Annotated in this window: 24 protein-coding genes and 1 pseudogene; 3 read left to right on the top strand and 22 right to left on the bottom strand. The window is 51.9% G+C overall.

The genetic code is table 11. From position 1 onward, the window contains the following. Positions 1-5 precede the first annotated feature (5 nt). The 5 genes from DRI82_RS05705 to DRI82_RS05685 all read right to left on the bottom strand — a co-directional run bounded on the left by DRI82_RS05705 (position 6) and on the right by DRI82_RS05685 (position 2,687). Positions 6-656 carry a DUF4310 family protein gene (locus tag DRI82_RS05705; protein ID WP_170138675.1) on the bottom strand — a complete coding sequence of 217 codons (651 nt, stop codon included), beginning with the start codon at positions 654-656 and terminating at the stop codon, positions 6-8. A 49-nt stretch (positions 657-705) separates the two neighbouring features. Continuing rightward, positions 706-1,482: a DUF4311 domain-containing protein gene (locus DRI82_RS05700; RefSeq protein WP_114192537.1), complete on the bottom strand. Its 777-nt coding sequence runs from the start codon at positions 1,480-1,482 to the stop codon at positions 706-708. Positions 1,483-1,638: 156 nt separating this feature from the next. Next, positions 1,639-1,935: a DUF4312 family protein gene (locus DRI82_RS05695; protein ID WP_114192536.1), complete on the bottom strand. Its 297-nt coding sequence runs from the start codon at positions 1,933-1,935 to the stop codon at positions 1,639-1,641. Continuing rightward, entirely contained in the window at positions 1,935-2,300 is a 366-nt protein-coding gene (locus tag DRI82_RS05690) for an SFCGS family glycine-rich protein (RefSeq protein WP_114192535.1), read from the bottom strand. Before DRI82_RS05690 ends, DRI82_RS05695 begins: the two co-directional genes overlap by 1 nt. Before the next feature lie 21 nt (positions 2,301-2,321). Further along, positions 2,322-2,687, bottom strand: a complete 366-nt coding sequence (locus tag DRI82_RS05685; protein ID WP_114192534.1) for a glycine dehydrogenase — start codon at positions 2,685-2,687, stop codon at positions 2,322-2,324. 426 nt (positions 2,688-3,113) lie between these two features. Here DRI82_RS05685 and rnk point away from each other — a divergent pair, with 426 nt between their 5' ends. After that, complete coding sequence (gene rnk / locus DRI82_RS05680) at positions 3,114-3,524, top strand: nucleoside diphosphate kinase regulator (RefSeq protein ID WP_114192533.1); 411 nt, start codon at positions 3,114-3,116, stop codon at positions 3,522-3,524. A 102-nt stretch (positions 3,525-3,626) separates the two neighbouring features. Here the strand turns inward: rnk and cybC are convergent, their stop codons facing one another. The 3 genes from cybC to DRI82_RS05665 all read right to left on the bottom strand — a co-directional run bounded on the left by cybC (position 3,627) and on the right by DRI82_RS05665 (position 6,547). After that, positions 3,627-4,013, bottom strand: a complete 387-nt coding sequence (gene cybC, locus DRI82_RS05675; protein WP_114192532.1) for a cytochrome b562 — start codon at positions 4,011-4,013, stop codon at positions 3,627-3,629. 93 nt (positions 4,014-4,106) lie between these two features. Next, the gene (pmbA, locus tag DRI82_RS05670) at positions 4,107-5,447 is read right to left on the bottom strand and encodes a metalloprotease PmbA (RefSeq protein ID WP_114192531.1); all 1,341 of its coding nucleotides are present in this window, start codon (positions 5,445-5,447) and stop codon (positions 4,107-4,109) included. Between the two features lie 137 nt (positions 5,448-5,584). Beyond that, complete coding sequence (locus DRI82_RS05665) at positions 5,585-6,547, bottom strand: sugar-binding transcriptional regulator (protein ID WP_114192530.1); 963 nt, start codon at positions 6,545-6,547, stop codon at positions 5,585-5,587. Between the two features lie 385 nt (positions 6,548-6,932). On the opposite strand from DRI82_RS05665, the gene yjgA reads away from it, so the two are divergent. Next, the gene (yjgA, locus tag DRI82_RS05660) at positions 6,933-7,481 is read left to right on the top strand and encodes a ribosome biogenesis factor YjgA (protein ID WP_114192529.1); all 549 of its coding nucleotides are present in this window, start codon (positions 6,933-6,935) and stop codon (positions 7,479-7,481) included. Between the two features lie 80 nt (positions 7,482-7,561). Here yjgA and DRI82_RS05655 read toward each other — a convergent pair whose 3' ends face one another. From DRI82_RS05655 to aaeX, 6 genes and pseudogenes are all read right to left on the bottom strand, one after another. After that, positions 7,562-7,828, bottom strand: a complete 267-nt coding sequence (locus DRI82_RS05655; protein WP_114192528.1) for a barstar family protein — start codon at positions 7,826-7,828, stop codon at positions 7,562-7,564. Positions 7,829-7,833: 5 nt separating this feature from the next. Next, positions 7,834-8,157: pseudogene (locus DRI82_RS05650) on the bottom strand (ribonuclease domain-containing protein); the annotation flags it as partial. Between the two features lie 180 nt (positions 8,158-8,337). Beyond that, positions 8,338-9,795 carry an NAD-dependent succinate-semialdehyde dehydrogenase gene (locus DRI82_RS05645; RefSeq protein WP_114192527.1) on the bottom strand — a complete coding sequence of 486 codons (1,458 nt, stop codon included), beginning with the start codon at positions 9,793-9,795 and terminating at the stop codon, positions 8,338-8,340. Positions 9,796-9,982: 187 nt separating this feature from the next. Further along, positions 9,983-11,941 carry a p-hydroxybenzoic acid efflux pump subunit AaeB gene (gene aaeB / locus DRI82_RS05640; RefSeq protein WP_114192526.1) on the bottom strand — a complete coding sequence of 653 codons (1,959 nt, stop codon included), beginning with the start codon at positions 11,939-11,941 and terminating at the stop codon, positions 9,983-9,985. An 11-nt stretch (positions 11,942-11,952) separates the two neighbouring features. Further along, positions 11,953-12,888, bottom strand: a complete 936-nt coding sequence (gene aaeA / locus DRI82_RS05635) for a p-hydroxybenzoic acid efflux pump subunit AaeA (protein WP_114192525.1) — start codon at positions 12,886-12,888, stop codon at positions 11,953-11,955. Positions 12,889-12,897: 9 nt separating this feature from the next. Continuing rightward, positions 12,898-13,101 carry a p-hydroxybenzoic acid efflux pump operon protein AaeX gene (aaeX, locus tag DRI82_RS05630; RefSeq protein ID WP_114192524.1) on the bottom strand — a complete coding sequence of 68 codons (204 nt, stop codon included), beginning with the start codon at positions 13,099-13,101 and terminating at the stop codon, positions 12,898-12,900. Positions 13,102-13,380: 279 nt separating this feature from the next. On the opposite strand from aaeX, the gene aaeR reads away from it, so the two are divergent. Next, on the top strand, positions 13,381-14,316 hold the full coding sequence (gene aaeR / locus DRI82_RS05625) for an HTH-type transcriptional activator AaeR (protein WP_114192523.1): 936 nt from the start codon (positions 13,381-13,383) through the stop codon (positions 14,314-14,316). Positions 14,317-14,406: 90 nt separating this feature from the next. On the opposite strand, the gene tldD is transcribed toward aaeR, so the two are convergent. The 8 genes from tldD to mreB all read right to left on the bottom strand — a co-directional run bounded on the left by tldD (position 14,407) and on the right by mreB (position 24,824). Continuing rightward, entirely contained in the window at positions 14,407-15,852 is a 1,446-nt protein-coding gene (gene tldD, locus DRI82_RS05620; protein WP_114192522.1) for a metalloprotease TldD, read from the bottom strand. A 121-nt stretch (positions 15,853-15,973) separates the two neighbouring features. Then, positions 15,974-19,789 carry an AsmA2 domain-containing protein YhdP gene (gene yhdP / locus DRI82_RS05615; RefSeq protein WP_114192521.1) on the bottom strand — a complete coding sequence of 1,272 codons (3,816 nt, stop codon included), beginning with the start codon at positions 19,787-19,789 and terminating at the stop codon, positions 15,974-15,976. 116 nt (positions 19,790-19,905) lie between these two features. Beyond that, the gene (gene rng / locus DRI82_RS05610) at positions 19,906-21,375 is read right to left on the bottom strand and encodes a ribonuclease G (protein WP_114192520.1); all 1,470 of its coding nucleotides are present in this window, start codon (positions 21,373-21,375) and stop codon (positions 19,906-19,908) included. Further along, positions 21,365-21,958, bottom strand: a complete 594-nt coding sequence (locus DRI82_RS05605; protein WP_114192519.1) for a Maf family protein — start codon at positions 21,956-21,958, stop codon at positions 21,365-21,367. The genes rng and DRI82_RS05605 overlap by 11 nt, the downstream gene beginning before the upstream one ends. Positions 21,959-21,966: 8 nt before the next feature. Beyond that, the gene (mreD, locus tag DRI82_RS05600; RefSeq protein WP_114192518.1) at positions 21,967-22,455 is read right to left on the bottom strand and encodes a rod shape-determining protein MreD; all 489 of its coding nucleotides are present in this window, start codon (positions 22,453-22,455) and stop codon (positions 21,967-21,969) included. Then, entirely contained in the window at positions 22,452-23,459 is a 1,008-nt protein-coding gene (mreC, locus tag DRI82_RS05595) for a rod shape-determining protein MreC (RefSeq protein ID WP_114192517.1), read from the bottom strand. The genes mreD and mreC overlap by 4 nt, the downstream gene beginning before the upstream one ends. Before the next feature lie 74 nt (positions 23,460-23,533). Continuing rightward, positions 23,534-23,809 (bottom strand): hypothetical protein, encoded by a 276-nt coding sequence (locus tag DRI82_RS23785; RefSeq protein ID WP_157968019.1) that lies wholly within the window; start codon positions 23,807-23,809, stop codon positions 23,534-23,536. After that, positions 23,781-24,824, bottom strand: coding sequence for a rod shape-determining protein MreB (gene mreB, locus DRI82_RS05590; protein WP_114192516.1), 1,044 nt, complete (start codon positions 24,822-24,824; stop codon positions 23,781-23,783). Before mreB ends, DRI82_RS23785 begins: the two co-directional genes overlap by 29 nt. Positions 24,825-24,887: the final 63 nt, after the last annotated feature.

Below are 24,887 nucleotides of genomic sequence, written 5' to 3'. Positions count from 1 at the left end.
GCAACTCAGCTAATGGCGACCGGGAAAAGTGAACCGAGGATCATTGCACCAAGGATTGCGCCGCCAGTGATCGGTTTTTTCCAGATGTAGAACAGTAACGCGCCACCCAGCGACCCCAGACCGATAGGAATGGAGGCGGTAATGGCCGAAAGGATAATCAAAGGCCCAAGGAAGCGGCCAGATGAGTTGCCCGCACCCATCATCACATCGGCACCGTAGGTCGAATTGCTCTGGTTGATGGTGAATTTACGCGCCAGAATAATCAGGCCACCAATCGCCAGGCCGATAACCATACCGGTCACCAGCGACGCAGCGAAGTTGGCCACTGGGAATACAAAACCTGCGCCGAGCAGCAGGGCCGGAACACCCAGCCCCACACCGGTCTGAATCGCACCGCCGATGTCCAGAATCCCCACCAGCGAGCCTTCAATGATCCGGGCAAACAGGAAGCTGGCACCGAATGCCGCTACGGCCCCGTAAACCCCGGTGTCCATACCCGCACGCAGCATTGAGACAAACGCCACTTCGTTAAACGCACCAATCCCGTAGAGGTAATACATGTGCGTACCGGCAAACACACCGGATGACAGCAGGCCGACGAAAATTGGAAATGACCAATCGGCATACCAAAAACCACTTTTAGCTTGTTCGTCCATCAGTGAACTCCCTATTTTATCTATAAATAACAGTTAGTTATGAACGCGCTTATTTACCGCTCAGGGCGTTATGGATCGAATCCAGCCAAACCGGCACGCCCAGCGTGAAGGATTGCAATAATTTAATGTCGAAACCGCGGAAGAAGCCGCTGAGAACAAACAGAAGAATAATGACAGTCATCATGATCTTGGTGACATTGTTCCAACCACTCTCTTCCACACCCTTACCAATCAGGATGCCGAGCACCAGACCTGGAACCGCGTTGCCCATGATCAACTGCGCCAATCCGCCAAAAATGGTTCCCCAGAAGCCAGAACGGCGTCCCGCTTCGATAGCCGCCAGCCAGAAGATCACTGGCATCACGGTATTCACCAGGATGTTTGCTGCGGGCACCAACACTTTCACCGCAGTCACTTGCAGCGCGGCGGGAACCGCAGAGGCGGTGGTATTAAGGAATGTCACTACAATCATGCCGATAATGCCGCAAGCAATCGCCATCTTGCGGGGATTGTGCAGGGTTTCGGCCAGATTACGGTTTTTCAGCATGAGCGCTGCGGCACCCCAGTTGGGGATAATGCGGTGGTCAACGTCCTGGGTAAACGCACCCGCGGCAACGGAAGATGCCCAGGCGTTGAAGAAGAAGCCGAGACCGAAGGAAAAATGCGAAGCAGGATCGCCCTCACAGGAGTTTAATTCTCCCAGAGTTCGGAATGCTCCCATTCCCTGAACGGTCGGGGCATGGAACATACGGGCTGCGCCGGCACCAACGCCAACACCGACCAAGGCACCGATAATAAGCGACTTAAAGAGAATAATTAAAAACATCAGTATGTCCTTTTTACTTATCTACCCGAATAATTCGAGTTGCCGGAAGGCGACAAGCCCGTGAGTCTCCAGGAGCATAGATGACTATGTGACTGGAGTGAGCGGGCGCAGTCAACGCACCTGCAGCTTGAAGTATGACGGGTATAGCTAACGTTTTTATTGGGTGATAAAAACCACACTTTCAGTATTTATCACCGTCACATTCACGCTTATTTCCAGCGTGACGGAATAGGTTTTTCTTTCCCGCGGGAAAAAGAAGAACAGGAACTTCTCGCGGGTTATTTTTTCATGGGCTTTGAGGATATTGACGTCCTGCGGTTCGATACGCAGCAATATATTGTCGGTCGACTTCAATATTGAATGCTGTACCTGACTTAACGCCGCAGCAAAGGCTTTCGCTTTGGTATCCCCTTTGCCATTAACCTGGACAGCTGTGGTATATTGCTGCTTCATTATGGTTGGCCATATTTTTTGATATAGGCTTCCACCAGTCTCTTGCCTAATTCTTCTTTGTCCATAAAACCAAAGCCCAATACTTTATTGCCTTCATTGATCGCTGTGACACCTTCATCAACGGAGCGCATACCGTGTTTTGCTTTATAGCCATATTTATTTTGTGCCGTAATCGCACCCGCGCCACCGCTGCCGCAGAAAGAGATACCGAAAGACGCCTCTTCTTTATTCATTACGTCGCCCAGTTTCATATCTGCTGCAACGCCAAGGATGACGATCGCCTTGCCGCCTGCCGCTTCAACGCCCAGGGCCACTTTCTGACCTTTACCCAGACGATCGCCGATTACCACAATAACTTGTCCCATTTCATTCCCCTTAATTGTTATTTATTGGTCACTACTATTGGTTTGGTCATTTTCTTTCGCTACTTCAAAATGAACGGAAAGTAGATAAGCCTCCTCGATAGGCAGGTTCCCCAGGGAATTCACCACACGCTCAGCCATTTCCATGGATTGCGAAGATATCTCATCAAATAACGATTTATCCACGTCGGGTAGAGGATCACCGGTCAGTGAACGAAATACCATTGCCCGAATATGCGAGTCCAACATTTGTTTCTGCACGGCATTGGGATAAATATTTTCACCATTCAGCATGGCCGTTATCTCAGTGAGTACTCGTTCAGTTATCTCAATAGCGACAGCTGTATTACTGTCCGTTGCTGCATTAGCAGATTCGGCTCCATCATTCACTCTTGGTTACCTCTCTCCATGACATCAGTCATTACACGCTAAATCATGATGAGCTACCGCAATATTCACTCGCCAATGCCTTTATATCGGTGCGTAATGTTATTGCTTTATCTCTGCTTGATGGCTTTACACTAACTGCAGGAGGATTTCCTGTGTAGCCTGTTTTTTTCCAGTTCGAACTGGAAATGCAGTGCAACAAATCGATCCAATTCGCAAAAGGCTTTTTGGCTTTATATAGGCTATAGTTAACAACAAGATAAATTCAGGCAGTTGTTACAAAAGTTTTTTAGCCTGAAAAATTTCGTGACCCTGATCACTTTCATTTCATGTGACAAACGCCTAGTATCATATATACATACTGATATTTACCTACACCCCCGCTCCACTGGCGCGGGGGTGTTGCTCTATTTTTCGTAAGGAGACCCTATGGCAAAGCCAACCCTGATTATTAATGAGCTGGACGCAGAGCGTCTGGATGTTTTACTTGAGCAACCTGCCTTTGCAGGCAGTGAGATCGCCGAAGCGTTGAACAAAGAGCTGGATCGTGCCGAGATACTCCCACCACAGCAGATCCCGGCAAACGTTGTCACGATGAACAGCAAAGTCCGCTTCCGCGATCTCGTTACCAATGAAGAACATACGCGTACGTTGGTCTATCCGGCGTCGTTGAAGGACAGCAAAGAGCAGTTGTCGGTCATGGCACCGCTGGGTGCGGCACTGCTGGGGATGAATGTGGGTGCAGAGATCACCTGGGAACTGCCAAGCGGTGATGAAACCCGTATAGAAGTACTCGAATTACTGTTTCAGCCAGAAGCGGCAGGCGAGTTCCATCGCTAATTTCCTGGCAACCTGACTAAAATAAAAAAGGGCATACTCACTTATGTTTTCATAAGGAATAGGCCCTCAGCGGTCTGGGATGACGCTTTTACGCTGCAACCATTAACGGAATTTTTTGTGGTTGGCGTTGCGGGTTTCCTTGAACTCTTGCGCCACTTTCCGGGCATCTTCCAGTTTGCCCTGTTCAGCCAGTGCCATCGACTGATCAATCTGTCCAATCAATGTGTCCAGGCCTTGGCGAAAGTCTTTCATTTCAGGGCTGTCAGCGGGCTTATCTTTCAATTTCGGTGGCGTAGCCTTTTGTGCATCCTGCGCCGCAGTACGCATAGTTTGTAGTGACTTTTTGAATATATCCAACGAATCCGTTTTCAAGACAACAGCGTAGTTATCATTCAGCGTGTCCATATCGGTTTCAAGATCGGCAGCGATCGCCAACGAACTGCTTCCCAGCAGGGCTACGACGACTAACGCCATTAAATTCTTACGCATATTCACCTTCCATCTGGTTATAGTTAACGACATTGCAACAATAACTACCATAGAAGGTGAAGGGTCAAACAGCCAATGATTATTTTGTGAAAATCACTCTCCGGCGATTTTCATTTCAGACAACAGGACAGAACCACACTGTATATTGCTGCGGGTTTCGATATCACTGCCTACGCTGACAATGTTACGCAGCATATCTTTCAGATTACCGGCAATGGTGATTTCGCTTACCGGATACTGAATTTCGCCATTCTCAACCCAAAATCCCGCAGCACCCCGCGAGTAGTCACCCGTTACGCCACTGACGCCCTGACCCATCAACTCCGTCACCACCAACCCTTTATCGAGCTGTTTGAGCATGGCAGCGAAATCATTGCCTTGCCCGGCAATACGCCAGTTATGAATGCCGCCTGCGTGGCCAGTGCTGGTCATACCCAGTTTACGTGCGGAATAGTTGGTCATCAGCCAGGTTTGCAGAATGCCGTCTTTCACTATGTCACGACGTTCAGTACGCACACCTTCACTGTCAAACGGCGAAGAGGCCAGCCCTTTCAACAGATGCGGATGCTCTTCAATGGTCAGCCATTCTGGCAGGATTTGTTTACCGAGTTTATCCAGCAGGAAGCTCGATTTGCGGTAAATGCTGCCGCCGCTGATAGCCCCCACCAAATGCCCAAACAAGCCCGTAGCGACCTCAGAAGCAAACAGGATTGGCGCATGCATGGTCGGTAATTTGCGCGGAGCGAGGCGGGACAAGGTGCGACGGGCGCACTCTGCGCCAACCCATTCCGGGCTGTGCAAATCTTCGAGTGCGCGGCCTATGGTATAGGCGTAATCACGCTCCATATCCCCTTCATGTTCGGCAATAACGCTGCTTGAAAGCGAATGGCGGCTCGTACAGTAGCTTTGCAGCATACCGTGGCTGTTACCAAATACGCGGATACCATAATGGCTATTGAAACTGCCGCCTTCGGTATTGGTAATGCGTTTATCAGCCCCCAACGCGGCCTGTTCGGCGCGCGCGGCCAATTCGATTCCGCGCTCGGCGTCCAGTTCGCTCGGGTGGAAAAGATCCAGATCCGGCGCATCGAAGGCCAGCAAGGAAGGATCGGCGGTACCCGCAAACGGGTCTGGTGAGGTGTAACGCGCAATATCCAATGCGGCCTGCACGGTACGGGCGATGGCATCAGGACTCAAATCGGTCGATGAGGCGCTGCCTTTGCGTTGTTGATGATAGACGGTAATACCCAACGCGCCGTCGCTGTTGAACTCGACATTTTCCACGTCGCCAAAGCGCGTGCTAACGCTGATACCGGTGGTTTTGCTGACGGCCACTTCGGCCTGATCCGAACCCGCTTTTGCCAGTTCCAAAGCCTGCGCAACAGCCTGTTCCAGCACTTTACGTTGTTCTGCTACTTGAGTGACTACTTTCATTGATTTGCCATAATTAATGAGATAATCGTTCAGAAGCGCGGCTAAAGGTTAGCGCGACAGCTCCACTTTCCACGGCGACATGCACCTGATGTATGCATTTGAGTCTAACAGAGATTCAGGCATGTTTTGCACAATAGCTATTGCGACATATTCAGAATGGTCCGGATGTTCAACGCGCTGGTTGCAATGATATCTATCGCGCCAGTACGCAACGCACCGAGGATCGACAGGGCTTTGGTATTCTCTGAGGCAATGGCGATCACGCAGGGAATTTTGCGCAATTCGTCGATGCTCAATCCAATCACCCGGTCATTCATCACTGTGTCTACATGCTGACCCTGCGCATTGAAGAAATCATGGCCGGCAATATCACCAATCACGCCCTGATTCAGACTGGCGTCGATGATTTCATGCGGCGTAAACCAACCCAGCTTAACCATATAGCTGTTTTCATTCATATCACCAATTCCGACCAGCGCGATATCGGCCTTTCTGGCGCGATCCAGCGTGTCCTTGATGGTGCCATTTTGCATAAGAGCTTGTTTCAGCGCACGGTTTTCAACATATGCCGGGGCATACAGGGTTTCACTGCTGCCACCAAACTTCTTGGCGAGACGACGGCTGATATGATCCGCGTTAATGGCATCACCTGGCCGGTGCGTACCGCCAATTCCACAGATAAATTTGCACTTTCTCTCTGGCACACTGCCGATGTGATCGGCAATCGCCGCCACATTACGGCCCTGTCCGATGGCCAGCACCATATCGTCTTTCATTGACATGGCAAGATAGTTCGAGACCAATGCGGCAACCTGCCTGCGCTGCTCATCTTCGTCCGCATGATCGAGGGCGATCAGCGCCCGGGTAATGGGGAAACGTTCAATCATTTGCTGTTCCAGACGGGTGCTGAAAACAGGATGGTAGCGAACGTTGATCTCAACGATCCCTTCTTCTTTGGCGCGCTTAAGCAAACGGCCAACTTTGATCCGCGAGATACCGAATTTCCTGGCGATCTCTTCCTGCGTTATTTCGTCCTGATAGTAAGCAACCGCTATTTCAGTTAACAGCTCACTATCCTGAGATACCGTTTTCTTTTCCATCGGATAGTCATTTCCCCCAGCGAATTCTGCCTTTTTATACGCTACTCTCAAAGTGATGACCATAGATTATTACGGCTTCTGAGACGGCGGGAAGCGGTAGGATCACCCCATGCAACGCATACGATTCATGAGTTACTTTTGCAATGATTTACGGCCCCCTGAGCATTGGTGACTGTCAGCGCCGGTCAGAACGCGTGTCGTTGTCGCTTTCACGTCCTTAACAAAAGATTAAATTCCGCGCAAAAGGTTCATAATAGAGCCAGAAAACAGCCTGATTTGCCGGCACACGACGATAACCTATTGATATCTGTCTATCCCAGCAGCGCTTACTGGATATGTATTCCCACAACCTGATAGGATTAGCCTCTTTTTTAGGAAGCCCACCATGAATAAACAAAATGAAGACTGGCTCGACGACGAACCCAAGCCAGAAATTGACGAAGATGATGAGATCATTTGGGTCAGTAAGAGTGAAATCAAACGTGATGCAGAAGCACTGAAAGATCTGGGTGCAGAAATGGTTGAGTTGGGTAAAAACTCCCTCGACCGTCTGCCGCTGGACGAAGATCTGCGCACCGCGATTGAACTGGCCCAGCGTATCAAGAAGGAAGGCCGCCGCCGTCAGTTGCAGTTGATTGGCAAGATGCTGCGCTCCCGCGACGTTGAACCGATCCAGACCGCACTCGACAAGTTAAAGAATCGCCATAACCAACAGGTTTCGCTGTTCCATAAACTGGAAGCACTGCGCGATCGTTTGGTCGAAGACGGTGATGACGCTATCCCGGCGATTATTGCGCTCTATCCACAGGCCGATCGCCAACAACTGCGTGCATTGGCCCGTAATGCGCAAAAAGAGAAGACCTCAAACAAACCGCCTAAATCTTACCGTCAGATTTTCCAGTACTTGCGCGAACTGGCAGAAATGACTGAATAAACAACGCGTGGTGGGCACGCGCTTGCCGGGGTGAATCGTCACATTCACCCTTTCGGCTGGCCTTGCCCGGCAAAAAACGCTCAATGCACGTTAAAACGCAACCCCCCTTCCAGTTCTTCTTCCGCCTCTTCAAATAACAGCACCAGCGCCCCAAAACGACGCTTTTTACGACTCGTTAAATTGATGAAATCGATCTCGACGGGTAAATCAATCTGCCCGGTTACGGCATCCCACAGAGCATCCAGATTGGCACCGAACTCCTCACTCAGTGCAAACTCGCGGGAAAACTCGCTATAAAAATGCGGAAGATCGACGATATGATTAAAATCGAAAACTTTTTTCCCCATCCTGCTTACTCCATCCGAATGAAGTTTTTATAATGATCGCGGGTCAGATAAATCAAACCGTCGTTTGAGTAGATCAAACGATCTGCCCCGCGACGACCGCATTTAACATTGACATCTGCTTCTCGCCAAACCCGTTTTTCACTGACCGGCAAACGTTTCTCACGATTGGAAAAACGGTCGCCACCGATCGCTTTTCCCGGCAATACCTGGCACAAATTGCCGGATGACGCATTCCAACCCTGATCTCTAGCCTGCTTCTTGGTGACGTAATAATCCGGTAATTGCTGATGCTGCTGAAGGTAATCTACCACCCGCTGCGGCTGGGTAAGCACATAAATAGATTGTTCAACCGACTGCTGCGCAAAACTGTTCGGCACCAGACCCCTGAGCACTAACGCGGCAAAGAGTAATCCCCTGATTTGCTTAATCATCATCACCCTTTTCTATCTTTTGAAAATTATCGCACCCCACCAATCATCACTATTCATCAATATCATTGAGCGCGATTATCATAAATTACCGATATGTAAGGTTTTAACCTGAAGAAACTCCTCCAGACCCAGCACCGAGCCTTCACGGCCCAGCCCCGACTCCTTCACGCCACCAAATGGCCCAAGTTCCGTTGATACCGAGCACTCATTCACACCGATCATTCCGCTTTCTATCGCTTCCGATACGCGGAAGACTCGCTGGAGGTTCTCGGTATAGAAATACGCTGCCAGCCCGAATGGGGTGTCGTTGGCACGAGCGATCACCTCCTCTTCAGAACTGAAACGGAAACAGGCAGCCAGCGGACCAAACGTCTCCTCTTTCGCCAGCTTCATCTCTTCATTGGCTTCGGCCAGAACGGTTGGCTGAAAGAAGTTTCCGCCAAGCGCATGCCGTTCTCCGCCGACAACCACCCGCGCACCGTGTTCAAGCGCATCTTTAACATGCTCCTCCACTTTCTCCAGCCCTTTCAGCTCGATCAGCGGCCCAACAACGACACCCTCGTCCATGCCATTGCCCACGTTGAGTTTTTTCACTTCCTCGGCCAGGCGGCTGACAAATTTGTCGTACACGCCGTCCTGAATGTAGAAACGGTTGGCCGCCACACAGACTTGCCCACTGTTGCGAAATTTATTGGCGATGGCACCTTTAACCGCCAACTCCAGATCGGCATCATCAAATACGATATAAGGTGCGTTGCCACCCAGCTCCATGGACACTTTTTTCATGGTTTGCGCAGAGTTACGCACCAGCGTTTTCCCGACTTCCGTTGAGCCGGTGAATGACACCTTGCGCACCTTGGGACTTGCCATGATTGCGTCACTGATAGCCGCCGTATCACCGGCTATCGCGTTCAGAACACCGGCAGGCACCCCGGCTTTTTCAGCCAGCGCCAACAATGCAAAGGCCGAAAGCGGTGTGTTATTGGCCGGTTTGATTAATCCGGTACAGCCTGCCGCCAGCGCCGGGCCCAGTTTACGGGTCAGCATCGCCAGCGGGAAATTCCAGGGGGTAATAGCGGCGACCACACCGACGGGTTCACGGGTAGCCAGGATGCGTGCCCCTGCTTTTGCTGGCGGGATAATTTCACCATTGGCGCGCTTCGCCTGCTCGGCAAACCATTGAATGAAACTGGCGGCATAATCCACTTCGCCCAGCGCTTCCTTCAAGGGTTTACCTTGCTCCGCAACCATCAACTCGCCGAGATATTGCTTATTTTCCTGAATAAGGCTGTACCAGCGATAGAGGATTTCCGAGCGCGCCTTGGCGGTGGTTTTACGCCAGGTTTTGAACGCTTCACTGGCGGCGTTGATAGCGGCTTCGGTCTCGGCTTTCCCGGCTTTGGCCACTTTGGCGATCACTTCGCCTGTCGCCGGATTCAGCACGTCGAAGGTCTCTTTTGCGCTGTGCCATTTTCCCGCCACGAAGTAGCCGGTTTTAAACAGATCACTCTTTTGCAGACGTTCACTCGCTGACATCGTTCTCACCTCCTGATGAGCATCTCCCGCGTAGGTGGAAGACCATAAACTGATGTGTCTAAAGATAAGTATAGCGTCTGAGTGAAGGTCGACACGCCAAGCCGCAAATGAATCAAGGCCAGGCCAAAAAAGAGAAAGCCAGACCCGGTGAAGAGTCTGGCTTTAAAGATCAGTGGATTACTGAAAATCAGTTAATCAACGCATGCTGGTACTTGTGCAACATATCCGCCAAGCGTTTTACAGGTTCCGTCACGTTCCTCGGTGCCTGATACTGCACCAGCTTTTGCTGGTATTCATTGAGTTCACCTAACAGCTGCTCAAAATAGTAGGCGCGTTTGACTTCACTGCGGGCGGTGACCACATGATCCGCCGTGCTGCGAATCTTTTTATGAAACACCGACAGGTCATCATTCACCGGAACATCTGCCTGGCGAAAGCGTTGATGTCCAATGATTAACGTCAACGCCAGACGATATTTGGCAATGTCATTCGGGAACATCGTCAATAGCAGATTCAGTTGCTGATAGAGCGCAGGTAGGTGATTCTCACGACGCTTGGCAACATTGGTGGTCAACGCTGACACCGCACTGCTGACAAAACGGTTAAGCAGGGTTCGCCCGGTTCTTTCCCGGGAATTGTCACGCACCAGCAAAATCACCAACAGTGCCACAATGCTGCCCATGAACTGCCCAGTCGCATTGTCGATAAACGTTGTGATGTCAAAGACCATTGGGTTGCTTAACACCAGAATATTCAGCGAACTCACCAGCAATCCCAACGAACCCAACCGGCGCTTCTGTACTTCGATCCCGATAAAAAACGTCATCAATCCCAGTGCGATGCAGAGCAGAACCACACTTTGCTGCGTTGCCGGAAAGATAACCATAAAATAGAGCGCACCCAACGGAATGGCTCCTATCATCCCAAGAATAAAATCCATCGCAACCATACGCGGATTGGGCAGGCGCATCGCCAAAGAAGTGATCACCGCGATAATAACCATAAATCCGCTGCCGGACGTCCAGCCCGTCCATAGCCACAACAGGCAGCCCAATGCCGTCGCGACAAACGTCCGCAAACCGTTGATCATTGCATGATGACCTTCCGCCGAGACGTTCTTAATCACCACTTCACTGCTCAGCACCCCTTCTTCCACACTGCTGATGCTACTGTTGGTGTGAACACCTTTTGCCAGCAACAGGTAGCGCGTGGCGGCACCGACCCAGGTGGTGACGGTTGCTGGCGTTTCATCTACCAGGTTGGAAGTCAGGATATGACGAAGCAATTTCATCCTTTTATGCACATCGGCGATACTTTCAACCGGTACATCAAACAGCTGCTTGATGTTATCTTTCACAGATTCAGGATGATTGCGCAGAATCAGGAAGGTCTCGCAAGCCTGGGTGATCAACGTCAAAGAGATGGTATGCATCGCTTTCAACCGTCGATCACAGCGCTGCCAACGGGATGATTCCATCATCAGATAGCTGCGCATGCCGTTCAAGGCGGTGGTGTCTTTTACCAACGAGTTCCACGCACGGTCAATGGCTTCCCTGTCTTCGGAACTGAGACACATCTGCATCAATCGATACTGATCCACCAGCAATTTATCCACCAGCCGATCGATGTCCTGTTTGATTGATCGTGGTGAGAAAATCAGATCGGCAAAGACCGCACTCACGATCCCCAGTACGATTTCGCTGCATCGCTCCACGGCGAACTGCGGGGTTTCGAGCGGCGCATGGGCGGACGTCACAATGATAATCAGCGCGGTATAGCCCGCCAGCCCTAGCGCATAAGAGTTCTCAACGCGAACCAGCGACGAAATCCAGGTGCAGAAACCGGCCCACATGCAGCACAGCAACAGCATGACAACCGGCGCTCGTGCGGTGGTGGTAATAATCACCAGCGCGGCGATACAACCGATAAATGTACCAATGATGCGCAACCAGCCGCGATGACGAATGGCACCGGAAAACGGTTCCCCCCCAGCGGCAAAAGCCGGGCCAGCAGCCACAATCGCCGCCGTCATGGCGGACCAGCGAGGGGTTTCAAGTTGTAGATGAAAGCCCAGCACCAAGGCGAAGAGCACGGCGAAAGTCAGTTTGAAGGCAAACCGCAGACGTATGAATGTCGGGTTTTTCATTTCAGTCTCACTTAACCGAACTCACGCAGACGATGCAGAAGCCGGATGAAGGGGGATTCGCTATCGACGTTGCGATCGTGAGCACCGGTAATCACCACCGTTGCCGTCGTTCCTGCCGGATACGGATGGTTCTGATCTTTGCTGTCGAGAACAATTTTGACCGGCACACGCTGCGCCAGACGCACCCATTCGAGATTACTGTCGATGGTTGCCATACCTTTGGCATCTACCGTACTGCTGCTATTGGTGACGCCTGCTGCAACGCTGTCGACGGTGCCGTGCATAATGCGATTACTGCCCAAGGGCGTAATTTCCACCCGGGCACCTTTCGCCACTCTCGGCAGTTTGGTCTCTTCCAGATAGGCCAAAATATAAAACGTATTCTTTTTAACCAGCGCTACGGCCGTTGAACCACGGGTAATAAATTCGCCGGTATGCACATTCAGGTTGGTGACCCATCCGTCCGCAGGGGCAGTCACTACGGTTCGATCCAGATCCAGACGCGCCAGATCCCGTGCCGCTATCGATTTGGCGAGTTGATGCTGTGCCGTTTGCAGCACGTTGTTGGCCTGATCGATCTCCTCCTGTGACATGGCCTGTACACCCAAGCGTACACGACGGCCTGCTTCACGTTTTTTCTCTGCCGCCAACGCCTGATAATAGGCGACGTCGGCTTCGGCCTCATCCAGTGCCTGTTGATAACGAGGACGATCCACGGTGAATAACACCTGGCCTTTCGTCACCAGTTGGTTGTCCGTAACCGGGACGTCGGTAATCAGACCGCTGACGTCCGGCGCGATAGCCACGACATCCGCAGTAAATTTGGCATCACGCGTCCACGGCGATTCGGTGTAAAACACCCACGCCCTAAAAATAGCGATCGCTGCCAGTAATACGATGATCAAGGTGATCGCAATACGCATTATTTTTATAGAAAAGGTTTTCACAGCGCGACCTCAGACAAAAAGAAGGGAAATCAGATAAAAAATGCAGCAATACAGCGCTGTGTTAAACAGTGCAGGGTGCCAGACAAAATCATAGATCCCGGTAGGTTGCAGCAATCGGCGCACAATGAAAAAAAGGATCAGTGCGACAATTATCTCAAAGAAAACCGGGGGGAACGATAATCCGAAAATTACCATTACCGGAAGCAAACTCATCATTTAGTCCTTGTTGTTTACTCTACCGGGCGGACAGCCCTGCACCCCGCGGATTTTCCATTACCGTTTATTTTAGGCAACGATATCCCCCAGCTATGACAAATAGGTCGATAGATAAGAAAGAGGGTAGACTGAAGATATACGGAGTAATGCGAGGAAAGCCTGTTGATTAAGCTATTGACTGAACCAGTGGCCTGTACCCGATAACATATATTAGCCTGCTTATTATCAACCTATCAACATTATGTGATCTAAATCACTTTTAAGCCAGAGTGAACAATGGAAAGACTCAAACGTATGTCCGTCTTCGCCAAAGTCGTGGAATGTGGCTCATTTACTGCCGCTGCCCGCCAGTTGAAAATGAGTGTCTCCTCGATTAGCCAGACGGTCTCAAAGCTGGAAAATGAGTTACAGGTCAAACTGTTAAACCGAAGCACCCGCAGCATTGGCTTGACCGAAGCGGGTAAAATTTACTATCAAGGCTGCCGTCGTATGCTGCTGGAAGTGCAAGAGGTACATGAGCAACTCTTCGCTTTCAACAACACACCGACCGGGACATTACGCATCGGCAGTTCCTCAACAATGGCACAAAATGTCCTCGCAACGATGACCGCCGAGATGCTCAAAGAGTATCCGGGCTTAACAGTCAATCTGGTAACGGGTATTCCTGCCCCCGATCTGATCGCCGATGGGTTGGATGTAGTGATCCGCGTGGGCGCATTACAGGACTCCAGCCTGTTTTCAAGAAAATTGGGTTCCATGCCGATGGTGGTTTGCGCCGCGCGCAGTTATTTGACCCAGCACGGCACCCCGGAGAAACCGGCTGACATGGTGAATTTTTCCTGGCTGGAATACAGCGTCAGACCAGACAGTGAATTTGAGCTGATCGCTCCGGAAGGCATCACGACGCGGATCAGTCCGCAAGGGCGGTTTGTCACCAATGACTCACAAACCATGATTCGCTGGCTGAAGGCGGGAACCGGGATCGCTTACGTTCCCTTGATGTGGATTATTGATGAGATAAATTCGGGTGACGTGGAAATCCTATTTACCCGCTACCATTCCGATCCGCGCCCGGTCTACGCGCTGTACACCGAAAAGGATAAACTGCCGCTGAAAGTCCAGGTATGTATCAATTACTTAACGGAATACTTCAAGGATGTGGCGAAGATTTATCAGAGTTACCGTCACCGCAAGGCGCTGGGTGAGAAGTGAGACAAGACGTTATAGTGCTTTTTAAGTAAGTCAGGCGGGAGAGTTCCCGCCTGTTTTTTATTTCTAACGTAATGTATATCAAAAGCTAAATCAGGCGGTTCCGCCAACGGTTAGCATATCCAGTTTCAACGTCGGCTGACCGACACCGACGGGCAGGCTTTGCCCTTCCTTGCCGCATACGCCCACGCCGTTATCCAGCGCCAGATCGTTACCCACCATGGAAATCTGTTGCATCGCCTCGATACCGGAACCAATCAGCGTCGCGCCCTTCACCGCCTTGGTGACCCGGCCTTTCTCAATCAGATAGGCTTCTGAAGTCGAGAACACGAATTTACCCGAGGTGATGTCCACCTGGCCGCCACCAAAGTTCGGTGCATACAGGCCATACTCGACGCTGCTGATAATGTCTTCTGGCGTCGACTTCCCTGCCAGCATGTAGGTATTGGTCATTCGCGGCATAGGCAGATGCGCATAGGATTCACGACGGCCATTACCTGTCGGCGCAACGCCCATCAATCGGGCATTCAGTTTATCCTGCATGTAGCCTTTCAGAATGCCGTTTTCAATCAGTACGTTATATTGACCCGGAACGCCTTCATCATCAATGGACAACGAACCACGACGCCCCTGAATGGTGCCATCGTCAACAACCGTACAAAGTTCGGATGCAACCAGTTGTCCCATCTGTCCACTGAAAACAGAGGTGCCGCGGCGGTTGAAATCGCCTTCCAGCCCGTGACCGACGGCTTCATGCAACAGTACGCCCGGCCAGCCCGCACCCAGCACAACCGGCATTGTGCCAGCCGGGGCGGCAACTGCGGAAAGATTAACCAGCGCCATACGTACCGCTTCACGCGCATAGGTATCGGCACGGACTTCGCCGTCTACCACTTCCAGAAAGTAGTCATAGCCAAAACGCCCGCCGCCACCGCTGGCACCGCGCTCGCGCTTCCCGTCTTCTTCAACCAGCACGCTGACCGACAGCCGTACCAACGGACGAACATCAGCCGCCAGAGTGCCATCTGTCGCGGCAACCAGTACCGTCTCATACACACCGGTAATGCTTCCGCTTACTTCCTGCACGCGTTTGTCTGCCGCACGGGCAATCTTGTCGACCCGGTGCAGCAGCTCGATTTTTGCTTCACGCGGCATGCTTTGCAACGGGTCGAGCAGCGGATATAGCGCCTGATGCGTGATTTCACCCAGCGTGCGCACTTTGCCGTTACCGCTTTCGCGTACAATACTGCGCGCAGCCTGGGCACTCTGATTCAAGGCATTCAGGGTGATCTGGTCAGCATAGGCAAAACCGGTTTTCTCACCGCTCACTGCCCGCACACCCACACCCTGATCGATGTTATAAGAGCCATCCTTGATGATCCCGTCTTCTATTACCCAGGCTTCGTGATAGCTGGATTGGAAATAGAGATCTGCATAGTCCAGGCGGCGTTCAGCCAGTTGGCCCAATACGGTGAAAAGGTCTTGATGACTCAGGTTGTTAGCCGTAAGTAACTGCTCACTGACAAAGGCCAGACTCATAATTTGTTCACTCTTGATTGTTGGATTGACCGGCCTGCACCGGAATCGTCATGCTGCATCATACATCACAGCCGGGCAGCGTCTGGACTCGTCACTGACGCTAACGCCCTTCTGCGATAACCTACTTGGCTTCATTGTCCTTCGGCTGACGCAACACCTCATTAATACTCGGATGATCCAGACTACCGGTTATCTGGTAACGAATCAGTGATATTTTGTTCCACAGCGGTGCCAGCACTTTCGTCGCCGCAAATACCGCTGCGCCCACGACAGGGTTAATGACAAAAGCCGTCGCAACACCTACCGTGGCGGAAATCTCAGGAGCGATTACCGCTTCCATATCAATTTGCCTTCTGACCAGATCAATTTTGCCACTCATTGCAATATCGGCGGCCAGTCCATCAATCAGCAAATCATCGGTATGCATCACACCGTCTTTAATCCAGGCTGTGGATTTGATCGAGTCAAAATAGAATCCGCGACCAAACGTATCCCTGAAATCAAACTGTAGCTTACGCAGCAGGGCGTCGAAACTCACCAGTCGCAGTAACTGCCCGGCGCGACCTCCACCGAGGTTATCAATTTCGCCTTTGCCCAGCCGGGTATTGAGCGTACCGTTCAACGTTGCTATCTGTGGCTGCCACGGCGCGCCCTGCCAATAGAGATCAAACTCGAAGGTAAAGGGGGCGTCCTTGAGCGGCGTTGATACACCGAACCAGTCTGTTGCATCATTAATCTTTGCCCCGCTCAGTTTGCCCTTCAGCGACGTCTTTTCCGTATTATCACTCTGCTGCCAGCGTCCAGCCAGCAACACACGGGCTTTACCGGTATCAATCAGCCCATGATCCAGCGTCAGGGTGTCATTGCTCGTCGTGACATCTGCCTCAACGCGACCAAAATTTTGCCCATAGAACCAGCAACTATCACAGCGCAGCATCAATGAGGGCCAGGATTTGAATGAAACCTTGCCACTCAGTGGCTCGGACGCAGATTCGGTGCCAGCCAGATCGCTCCCGGCTTTAGGGAATTGCGGATTGAAATAAAGATAGCGGATATTGGCACGCCATGGGGCATTCGATACAATCCGCAGTGTACCGTCAATCTCTTTACCCTTCGCATCAACCTGTATGCCGTTGATCTGCTGCCGATTTTGCAGCGTAAGATTGTGCCACGCCTGTCCTGCCAGCGTCAGTTGCGGCGTCGTCAGCGTGACCTGTTTCGGGAAGCTGAATCCCCCGACTTTGCCACTCGAACTCTCCTGTATCGCATCAGGCGAAATCAGTGCCAACCAGCTTTCACCGTCAAGCGCCGGGAGATCGAGCGTCAGGCTGCTGTTTTCCGGTAATGGTGGCACTTTTTTACTGTCGGTATCCCAGGAAGCGCGGTTCAACTCAATCTCTTTGCCGAGCAACCACTGGCTATTGAAATGGTTCTTGCTGGCCAAACTGCCGGTGAGCATAAAACCATGCAAATTACCGGTAGCGTTGACTTTCAACGGCAGGGGTTCGCCAGCCTTTTTGTCCAGTGGTGCAGGTAAGTAACTACTCACTCTTTTTAAATCTGCATTCACATCAACCGTATAATTTGGCACGCCTTTGCGCGGCAGAGTGATCGCCACTTTACTGTTCCACGGCACTGAGCCCGACAGCTTTTTCGCCTCCTGCGGCGGTAATCCCGGCAGTTTGGCCGGTTGCCAGTCGCCGTTAAGATCAACGCCAACCTGATACTCTTTTTCCAGCTCTTTGGTGGAGAAGTTGACGTTTACCGGTTGCCCCAGCCAGTTCGCGGTCAACGCGTCGCTGGTCAGATTGCCATTATCAAAACGAAACGCGCCTGACAGGCGGTCCATCTTGCTTTCCAGCGGCTTAATAAACAGACCATTATTGTTCAGCACCACTTCGCCTGAAGCGGTAACCTCTTCACCATCGAGTGGAATGTCGAGATGTAAGCGACCATTCACTTCGCCGCTGACCTGCAATTCCTCAAGCGCTCCACCCAATGAATCATCCAGTGGCGTCTGCATAAAGTAGTTACCGACCTCTTTCCCTTCGCCGGTAATATCCGCATCAATCAACAGCTTTTGCTTGAGATAATCGGGGATCGCGGCAGCGATATTTTTGCCCGTCACTTTACCAAGTTGCGTCTGTTTCGCTTTCATGAACAGGCCATCATTCAGGAAGTCGAGATCGATATCCAGATTGGTCAACGCAGGCCAGCCCGGCTCGAACTCAAAAGTCGCCTTACGCAGGGGCACAAAAACTTCAAACTGCCCTTCGTTATGCTTATAGGGGAATAGATGCGGATTACCCGCGTAGATCAACGACGCATTATCGACCTGCCCAGCCTGAATCGCCTTACTGAGATAGTCCACTAAATGCTTGCCCATCAAGGGTTCCGGGAAATAACGCCAGGCGTTGCCTGCGTCATAAAGGCGAATCCCGGCGAGAATTTTCAACCACGGATCACCCTTGGCTGGCTGTTGGTAATGAAAGTCGCCATTAATCCACAGGGATTTAGCCTGCACATCCAGTTTATTGCTCCACATTTCCCAGCCTTGAGCGTTGTCCCGCCACTCCACCGCACCGCTGGCCTTGCTGACTTCCAGCGGCGCACGGAACATCGTGCCATACGGCAACAGACTGTTTTGCAAATTAAGATCGAGGCGCCCATGGCCAACGCTGCCACTGAGTTTTCCGGAAAAATGGTCAATGCCAGGCAACAGTTTCCAATGCTGCCAACTGAGATCTTGCCAGCTCGCCTGAAAGCGGATCTGCTCAGGCTGCCTCATCGGGATATCCAGTGCCAGCGCGTTAATCTTGCCTTTAGGTTGCAGATCCGCCCAACGCTCCAGCAGATTTGGCGTTAAAAAGGAGATCGCGGGCAGAATGGGTTCCAGCCTTTCCAATTGAATATTGCTGGCACGTAACCGCAACTCTTCGTTTTGGGCTGGTCCAAGGAACTGGGTGTTCTCCGGTAGCCACAGCGCAGACAGCGCGCCCTGCGGCCAACGGATTCCGTCGGTTTTAAGATTCAATGCAGGAACATCAAACTGCCAGCCAGTGCCTTCACGCCTGGCGTGCAGCGTCAGATTATCAACATCCAGACGGTGGACGTTGTCGCCCTCTTTCCAGTTGGCGGCTCCGCTACTGAGCAGGGCATTGCCACCAATTGCCTGACCATGCTTCACACTGATCCAGGCGGCCAGACTGAAATCCGCACTTTGCAGACCGGTGTTGTTACGCAACCAGCGGCCAAACCACGGCTTGAGATCGATATTGTCGGCCTGCAAATAGAGCATGCCGTTATTCAGCAAACCCTGATTGTCATGCAAATCCATCCGCACCTGAACCACACCGTGCTGCCCGTTAAAACTCGACAGGCTGATCTGCCCCTCGGCACGATGGCGATTGAGCGAGTTAAGCCAGGTCAGTTGAGGGATTTCCAGTTCGGCGCGAGAACCGGAGGGCGTAAGGAAAGAGATACGGCTGTTACGTAAATCGAAGTGGTCGATCTGCTTGAGGAAAATATCACTGACCTGACTCGGCTCAATCGTGTTGCCACGGTGATCCTGACCACCCAGCGTCGTGTGCATATCAAGTTGCAGGTTGTAGAAAGTGAGATCGCGGAACTGCCAACGCATATGCAACAGGGACTGCCAGACATCCAGCGCCAACGTGATGCGCTGAACCTTCAGGTCAGATTTCGGCAGGGCGGTGTCCAGTTGTTGCAACTCAAGCGTCGGACCAAACGTCTGCCAGCTACCGCTCATCCTGGCGACATGAACGTCAATGCCCGTGACTGCTTTGATCTTTTGCAGGATTTGTGGACGGAAACTGTCAATCTGAGGCATTACCAACCGTAATCCACTGATCAATAACGCCACAATCACAATGATTGTGGCGCAGGTGGCTAACAGGATCCCCGGCACTCGCCTCACGCATTTCTCCTTGTCTTCCGGCCAGGATCGCATGGCCGGATCAAATCAGTTCAGAATCTTTACAGCCACGAGCGATGTGAAGGCAAAGTACGATCGGTTATTACGGTAGCTGCCCGCTACATCATGACGACGTCAAACTGCTCCTGGTTATAGAGCGGTTCGATTTGCACTTTGACCTGCTTGCCGACGAATATTTCCACTTCCGCCAGCGCGTGAGACTCTTCACCTTTCAATGCTTCGCCTACCGCAGCGGAAGCATAGACCAGAAAACGGTCAGATTCATAGGCATGGTGCACACGCACGATTTCACGCAGAATCTCATAGCATACCGTCTCGACGGTTTTCACAGTACCCCGGCCATGACAAGTAGGACATTCGCTACAGAGCACATGTTCCACACTTTCACGGGTGCGCTTGCGGGTCATCTCAACCAGACCAAGCTGGGAGAAACCATTGATACTGGTTTTGACCCGATCTTTGCTCATCGCCTGTTCCAGGGAACTCAGCACCCGACGCCGGTGATCCTCATTACTCATGTCAATGAAATCAATAATGATAATGCCGCCGAGGTTACGCAGGCGCAACTGCCGCGCAATCGCCTGGGTGGCCTCAACATTGGTATTGAAGATTGTCTCATCGAGATTGCGGTGGCCGACAAAAGCCCCGGTATTGATATCCACCGTGGTCATTGCCTCGGTCTGATCAATGATCAGATAACCGCCCGATTTCAACTCGACTTTACGTTCAAGCGCGCGCTGAATTTCGTTTTCGACATCAAACAGATCGAAAATCGGCTGCTTGCCGCTGTAATGCTCCAGCTTCTGTGTCATCTCCGGAATATATTCCCGGGTGAATTCCACCAGTTGATCAAAGGTAAGGCGTGAATCAATACGGATCCGATCCAGTGCCGCGCCAGCAAAATCGCGCAGTATGCGATGCGCCAGTGCCAGTTCACCGTACAGCTTGCATTTAGTGACGTTACGGCGTTTACGCTCCATCACTTTGGCCCAGACGCGTTTCAGATAAGCCGCATCCTGCGCCAGCTCTTCTTCACCTACTCCTTCAGCCGCAGTACGGATGATAAAACCGCCATGCTCATCGCAGTACGAGGCAACCGTATTTTTCAGGCGATCGCGCTCTGCTTCCGTTTCAATACGCTGCGAGACACCGACATGCGCAGCACCCGGCATAAAAACCAGGTAACGCGACGGCAGGGTGATATCGGTTGTCAGGCGGGCACCTTTCGTTCCCAGCGGATCTTTCACCACCTGCACCATCAAATCCTGTCCTTGACGGACCAGTTCAGCGATATCGCGGACGTGAAAGTTTTTCTGCTCGTCACCCGCCACGCACTCCGTGTGCGGCATGATGTCCGATGCGTGCAAGAACGCCGCTTTATCCAGCCCGATATCTACAAAGGCAGCCTGCATACCCGGAAGAACCCGGCTGACACGGCCTTTATAAATATTGCCAACGATTCCGCGTTTGGCTTCGCGTTCAATATGGATTTCTTGCAGAATGCCGCCATCGATATAGGCGACACGGGTTTCAGACGGTGTAATATTTACCAGTAATTCAGCGGTCATGCTCTCCCCTTACTGCCCGCACAGCCATGAAATCACTGTACAGCTCATAGGTTTCGACCAACGGTAAGCCCATCACCGCGTGATAGCTACCGCGGATCTCCCGGACAAAGCAACCGCCGCGCCCTTGAATTCCATAGGCTCCGGCTTTATCCATCGGCTCGCCGCTGGCAATGTAATGTTGAATATCGTCAATTGACAGAGTGCGGAATGTCACATCGGTGACGACCAGTTTATGCAGGACATCCTGGCGGTCAGCGATGGCAATGGCAGTCAGAACCTGATGCTGCTGGCCGGAAAGTGCCTTGAGCATTTCAGCAGCATGCTCAACGCTCGTGGGTTTTTCCAGTACCTGACTATTAAGTACCACGATAGTATCAGAACCCAATACCGGCAAATCCTGCGATGCAATTTCCACACCCGCACGGGCTTTATCTTGTGCCAGTCGACAAACGTACTCTTGCGCCGACTCCCCTTCACGACGAATCTCTTCTACATCAGCCACCAGCCGTTCAAAGGGAATATCGAGCAGGGTAAGCAATTCATGCCGCCGCGGAGAAGCGGAAGCCAGGTAGAGCGCTGTCATGTATGTCCTCACTGTACGGCGAACTGGCGGCGGATTTTACGCATCAACAGGAACAACCACGGCCACAAAATTCCGTCTACAACACTACTCCAGAAAACATCTGGGCGGAAAGAGACATTGATCACTAAAAACTCAGCCCAGAAAACAATGACATCCATAGCCAGTGACAATAACACCACAATCAGTGCCTGCTGCCACAACGCCATATTACGGAAGAGCTGGAATTTGAAGGCGACCAGATAAGCAATGATGGCCAGCGCCAGTGCCCGGACGCCAAGTGTTGAGCCAAAAATGAGATCCATGATCAAGCCGACCACAAAACCAGTACCGACATTGACCCGGTGCGGCAGTGCCATCACCCAATAAATGAGGATCAGCGTCAACCAGGAGGGACGGAACATATAGAGCTGTTCCGGCCAGGGCATGATTTGCAGTAACATCGCAATCAGGAAGGAGAGCCAAATGATCCAACGGCCATGACTGCGGTAGCGATTCATTGGCTGCCTCCGCTTACCGGCCGGTCAGTCACAGTCGATCCCACGGTGCCCGTCGCAGGCTGCGGCAGCGGGGCGGGTGGCCCCATGTCGCCCGGCGGCGGCAACACTTGTGGCATCATCTGCGTCAGGCGCTCATTGGCAACGCGGTGGACAGCATCGGGTGGCAGCGGCATATCGCCATTGCGATCGGAACCCCACAGCAGCAGCAGATAGCGTAAACGCTGCAAGCCTGCGGTTGGGCGAGCCTGAATCACAGTATATGCACGTTGATTATCGACTTTGACCGACGAGACCACAGCAACCGGGTACCCTTCCGGGAAGCGACCACCGAGTCCAGACGTCACCAATACATCACCAACGCGAATATCAGTATTGCTCGGCAAATGCTCAAGCAACAGATCGTCAGTACAGCCACTGCCCGCGGCAATCACCCGGATGTCATTACGTAACACCTGAATCGGCAGGGCGTGCGAGGCATCGCAAATCAGCAAAACGCGGCTGGTCAGTTTACCTACGGCAACCACCTGGCCGACCACACCTTTATCACTGATTACTGGCTGCCCTTCGTAAACACCACTGCTCGAGCCTTTATCGATCACCACCTGATCGCTGTACGGATCGGTACCGGTAGAAATCACCTGGGTCACCATTTTGTGCTCATCCTGACGCAGCGGCGATCCCAGCAATTCACGCAAACGGGCGTTTTCCTGTTTGAATTGGCCGAGCAGCAGCGTATCGCTGTTTTTCAACAGCAACTCCTGGCGTAATGCACGGTTTTCAAGTTCAAGCTGTTGGCGAGTGGCAAAGGTGTCAGACACGCTGTCCAATACTTTGCGCGGTCCATTGGACAAAAAATAGAAGGGACTTACGGCAGTGTCCATATAGGTACGAATCTTCACGAAAGTACCCAAACGGTTGTCAGCAATGATCAATGCAATCGCCGCTAAAATCGCCAGAAAAAGTCGGAGTTGCAGGGAAGGCCCCCTGCTAAAAATCGGCTTCATAAAATATGTGCGTTCCTCGACAACAGAAGGTGCTATACCCGAATTCCTTCAAGCTGCAGGGGTGTTGGCTGCCTTTATTCACCCCATTCACTTACCTGAATAAGTGACTGGGATTCTCTCAGTTGCCGCCTACCTGCAACCTGAAGTTTTTTGGGTACAACCACACTGGGTGAAAACTGAATCAGCGAAGAAGAGGCGAGTCCAAAACGGGATAACCGGCGCGCCGCAACAAAAGCGGGCACGCCACTTACAGCCATTTTTAACGCTGCAACTTTAGCGCAGGAGTTATCACGGGAGAGGTCATCACCTTCACGGGGCTGATTATTCTTCGCTGAACAAATCGCCGCCATGCATGTCGATCATTTCCAACGCCTTACCGCCGCCGCGCGCTACACAGGTCAGCGGATCTTCCGCGACCACAACCGGAATTCCGGTCTCTTCCATTAGCAGGCGATCGAGGTTACGCAGCAGTGCGCCACCTCCGGTCAGTACCATACCGCGTTCTGAAATATCGGAAGCCAGTTCTGGCGGGCACTGTTCCAGTGCAACCATCACAGCACTCACGATCCCGGTCAGCGGTTCTTGCAATGCTTCCAGAATTTCGTTGGAATTCAACGTAAAGCCGCGCGGTACACCTTCTGCAAGGTTACGTCCACGCACTTCGATTTCACGGACTTCATCACCCGGATAGGCGGAGCCGATGCCATGTTTAATACGTTCTGCGGTCGCTTCGCCAATCAGTGACCCGTAATTACGGCGCACATAATTAATGATAGCTTCATCAAAACGATCGCCGCCAATACGCACGGACGAGGAGTAAACGACACCGTTCAGGGAGATAACGGCCACTTCGGTCGTACCACCACCGATATCCACAACCATTGAACCGGTAGCTTCAGAGACAGGCAGACCTGCACCGATAGCTGCGGCCATTGGCTCTTCAATCAGGAATACCTCGCGTGCACCTGCACCCTGTGCAGATTCACGGATCGCACGGCGTTCAACCTGCGTGGCACCTACAGGTACACACACCAATACGCGCGGACTTGGGCGCATAAAGCTGTTGCTGTGAACCTGTTTGATAAAGTGCTGCAGCATTTTCTCGGTGACAAAAAAGTCAGCGATAACGCCATCTTTCATCGGGCGGATAGCCGCGATGTTGCCGGGTGTACGCCCCAGCATCTGTTTAGCTTCATGGCCCACAGCCGCGACGCTTTTAGGTGAACCGGCACGATCTTGGCGAATGGCGACCACAGACGGCTCATTCAGTACAATGCCTTGCCCTTTTACATAAATGAGGGTATTGGCGGTACCCAAGTCGATGGACAAGTCATTAGAAAACATGCCACGAAATTTCTTAAACATAACTAAAGGAATATCCTGCAAGCTGGGGGCGGAAAATAAAATCCGCCTACTTTACCAACCACA

Origin of the sequence: Edaphovirga cremea, assembly GCF_003332275.1 — a bacterium.
Taxonomy (GTDB): domain Bacteria; phylum Pseudomonadota; class Gammaproteobacteria; order Enterobacterales; family Enterobacteriaceae; genus Edaphovirga; species Edaphovirga cremea.
Note: the sequence above shows the minus strand (reverse complement) of the source record. Positions and strands in the feature narration are given on the sequence as shown.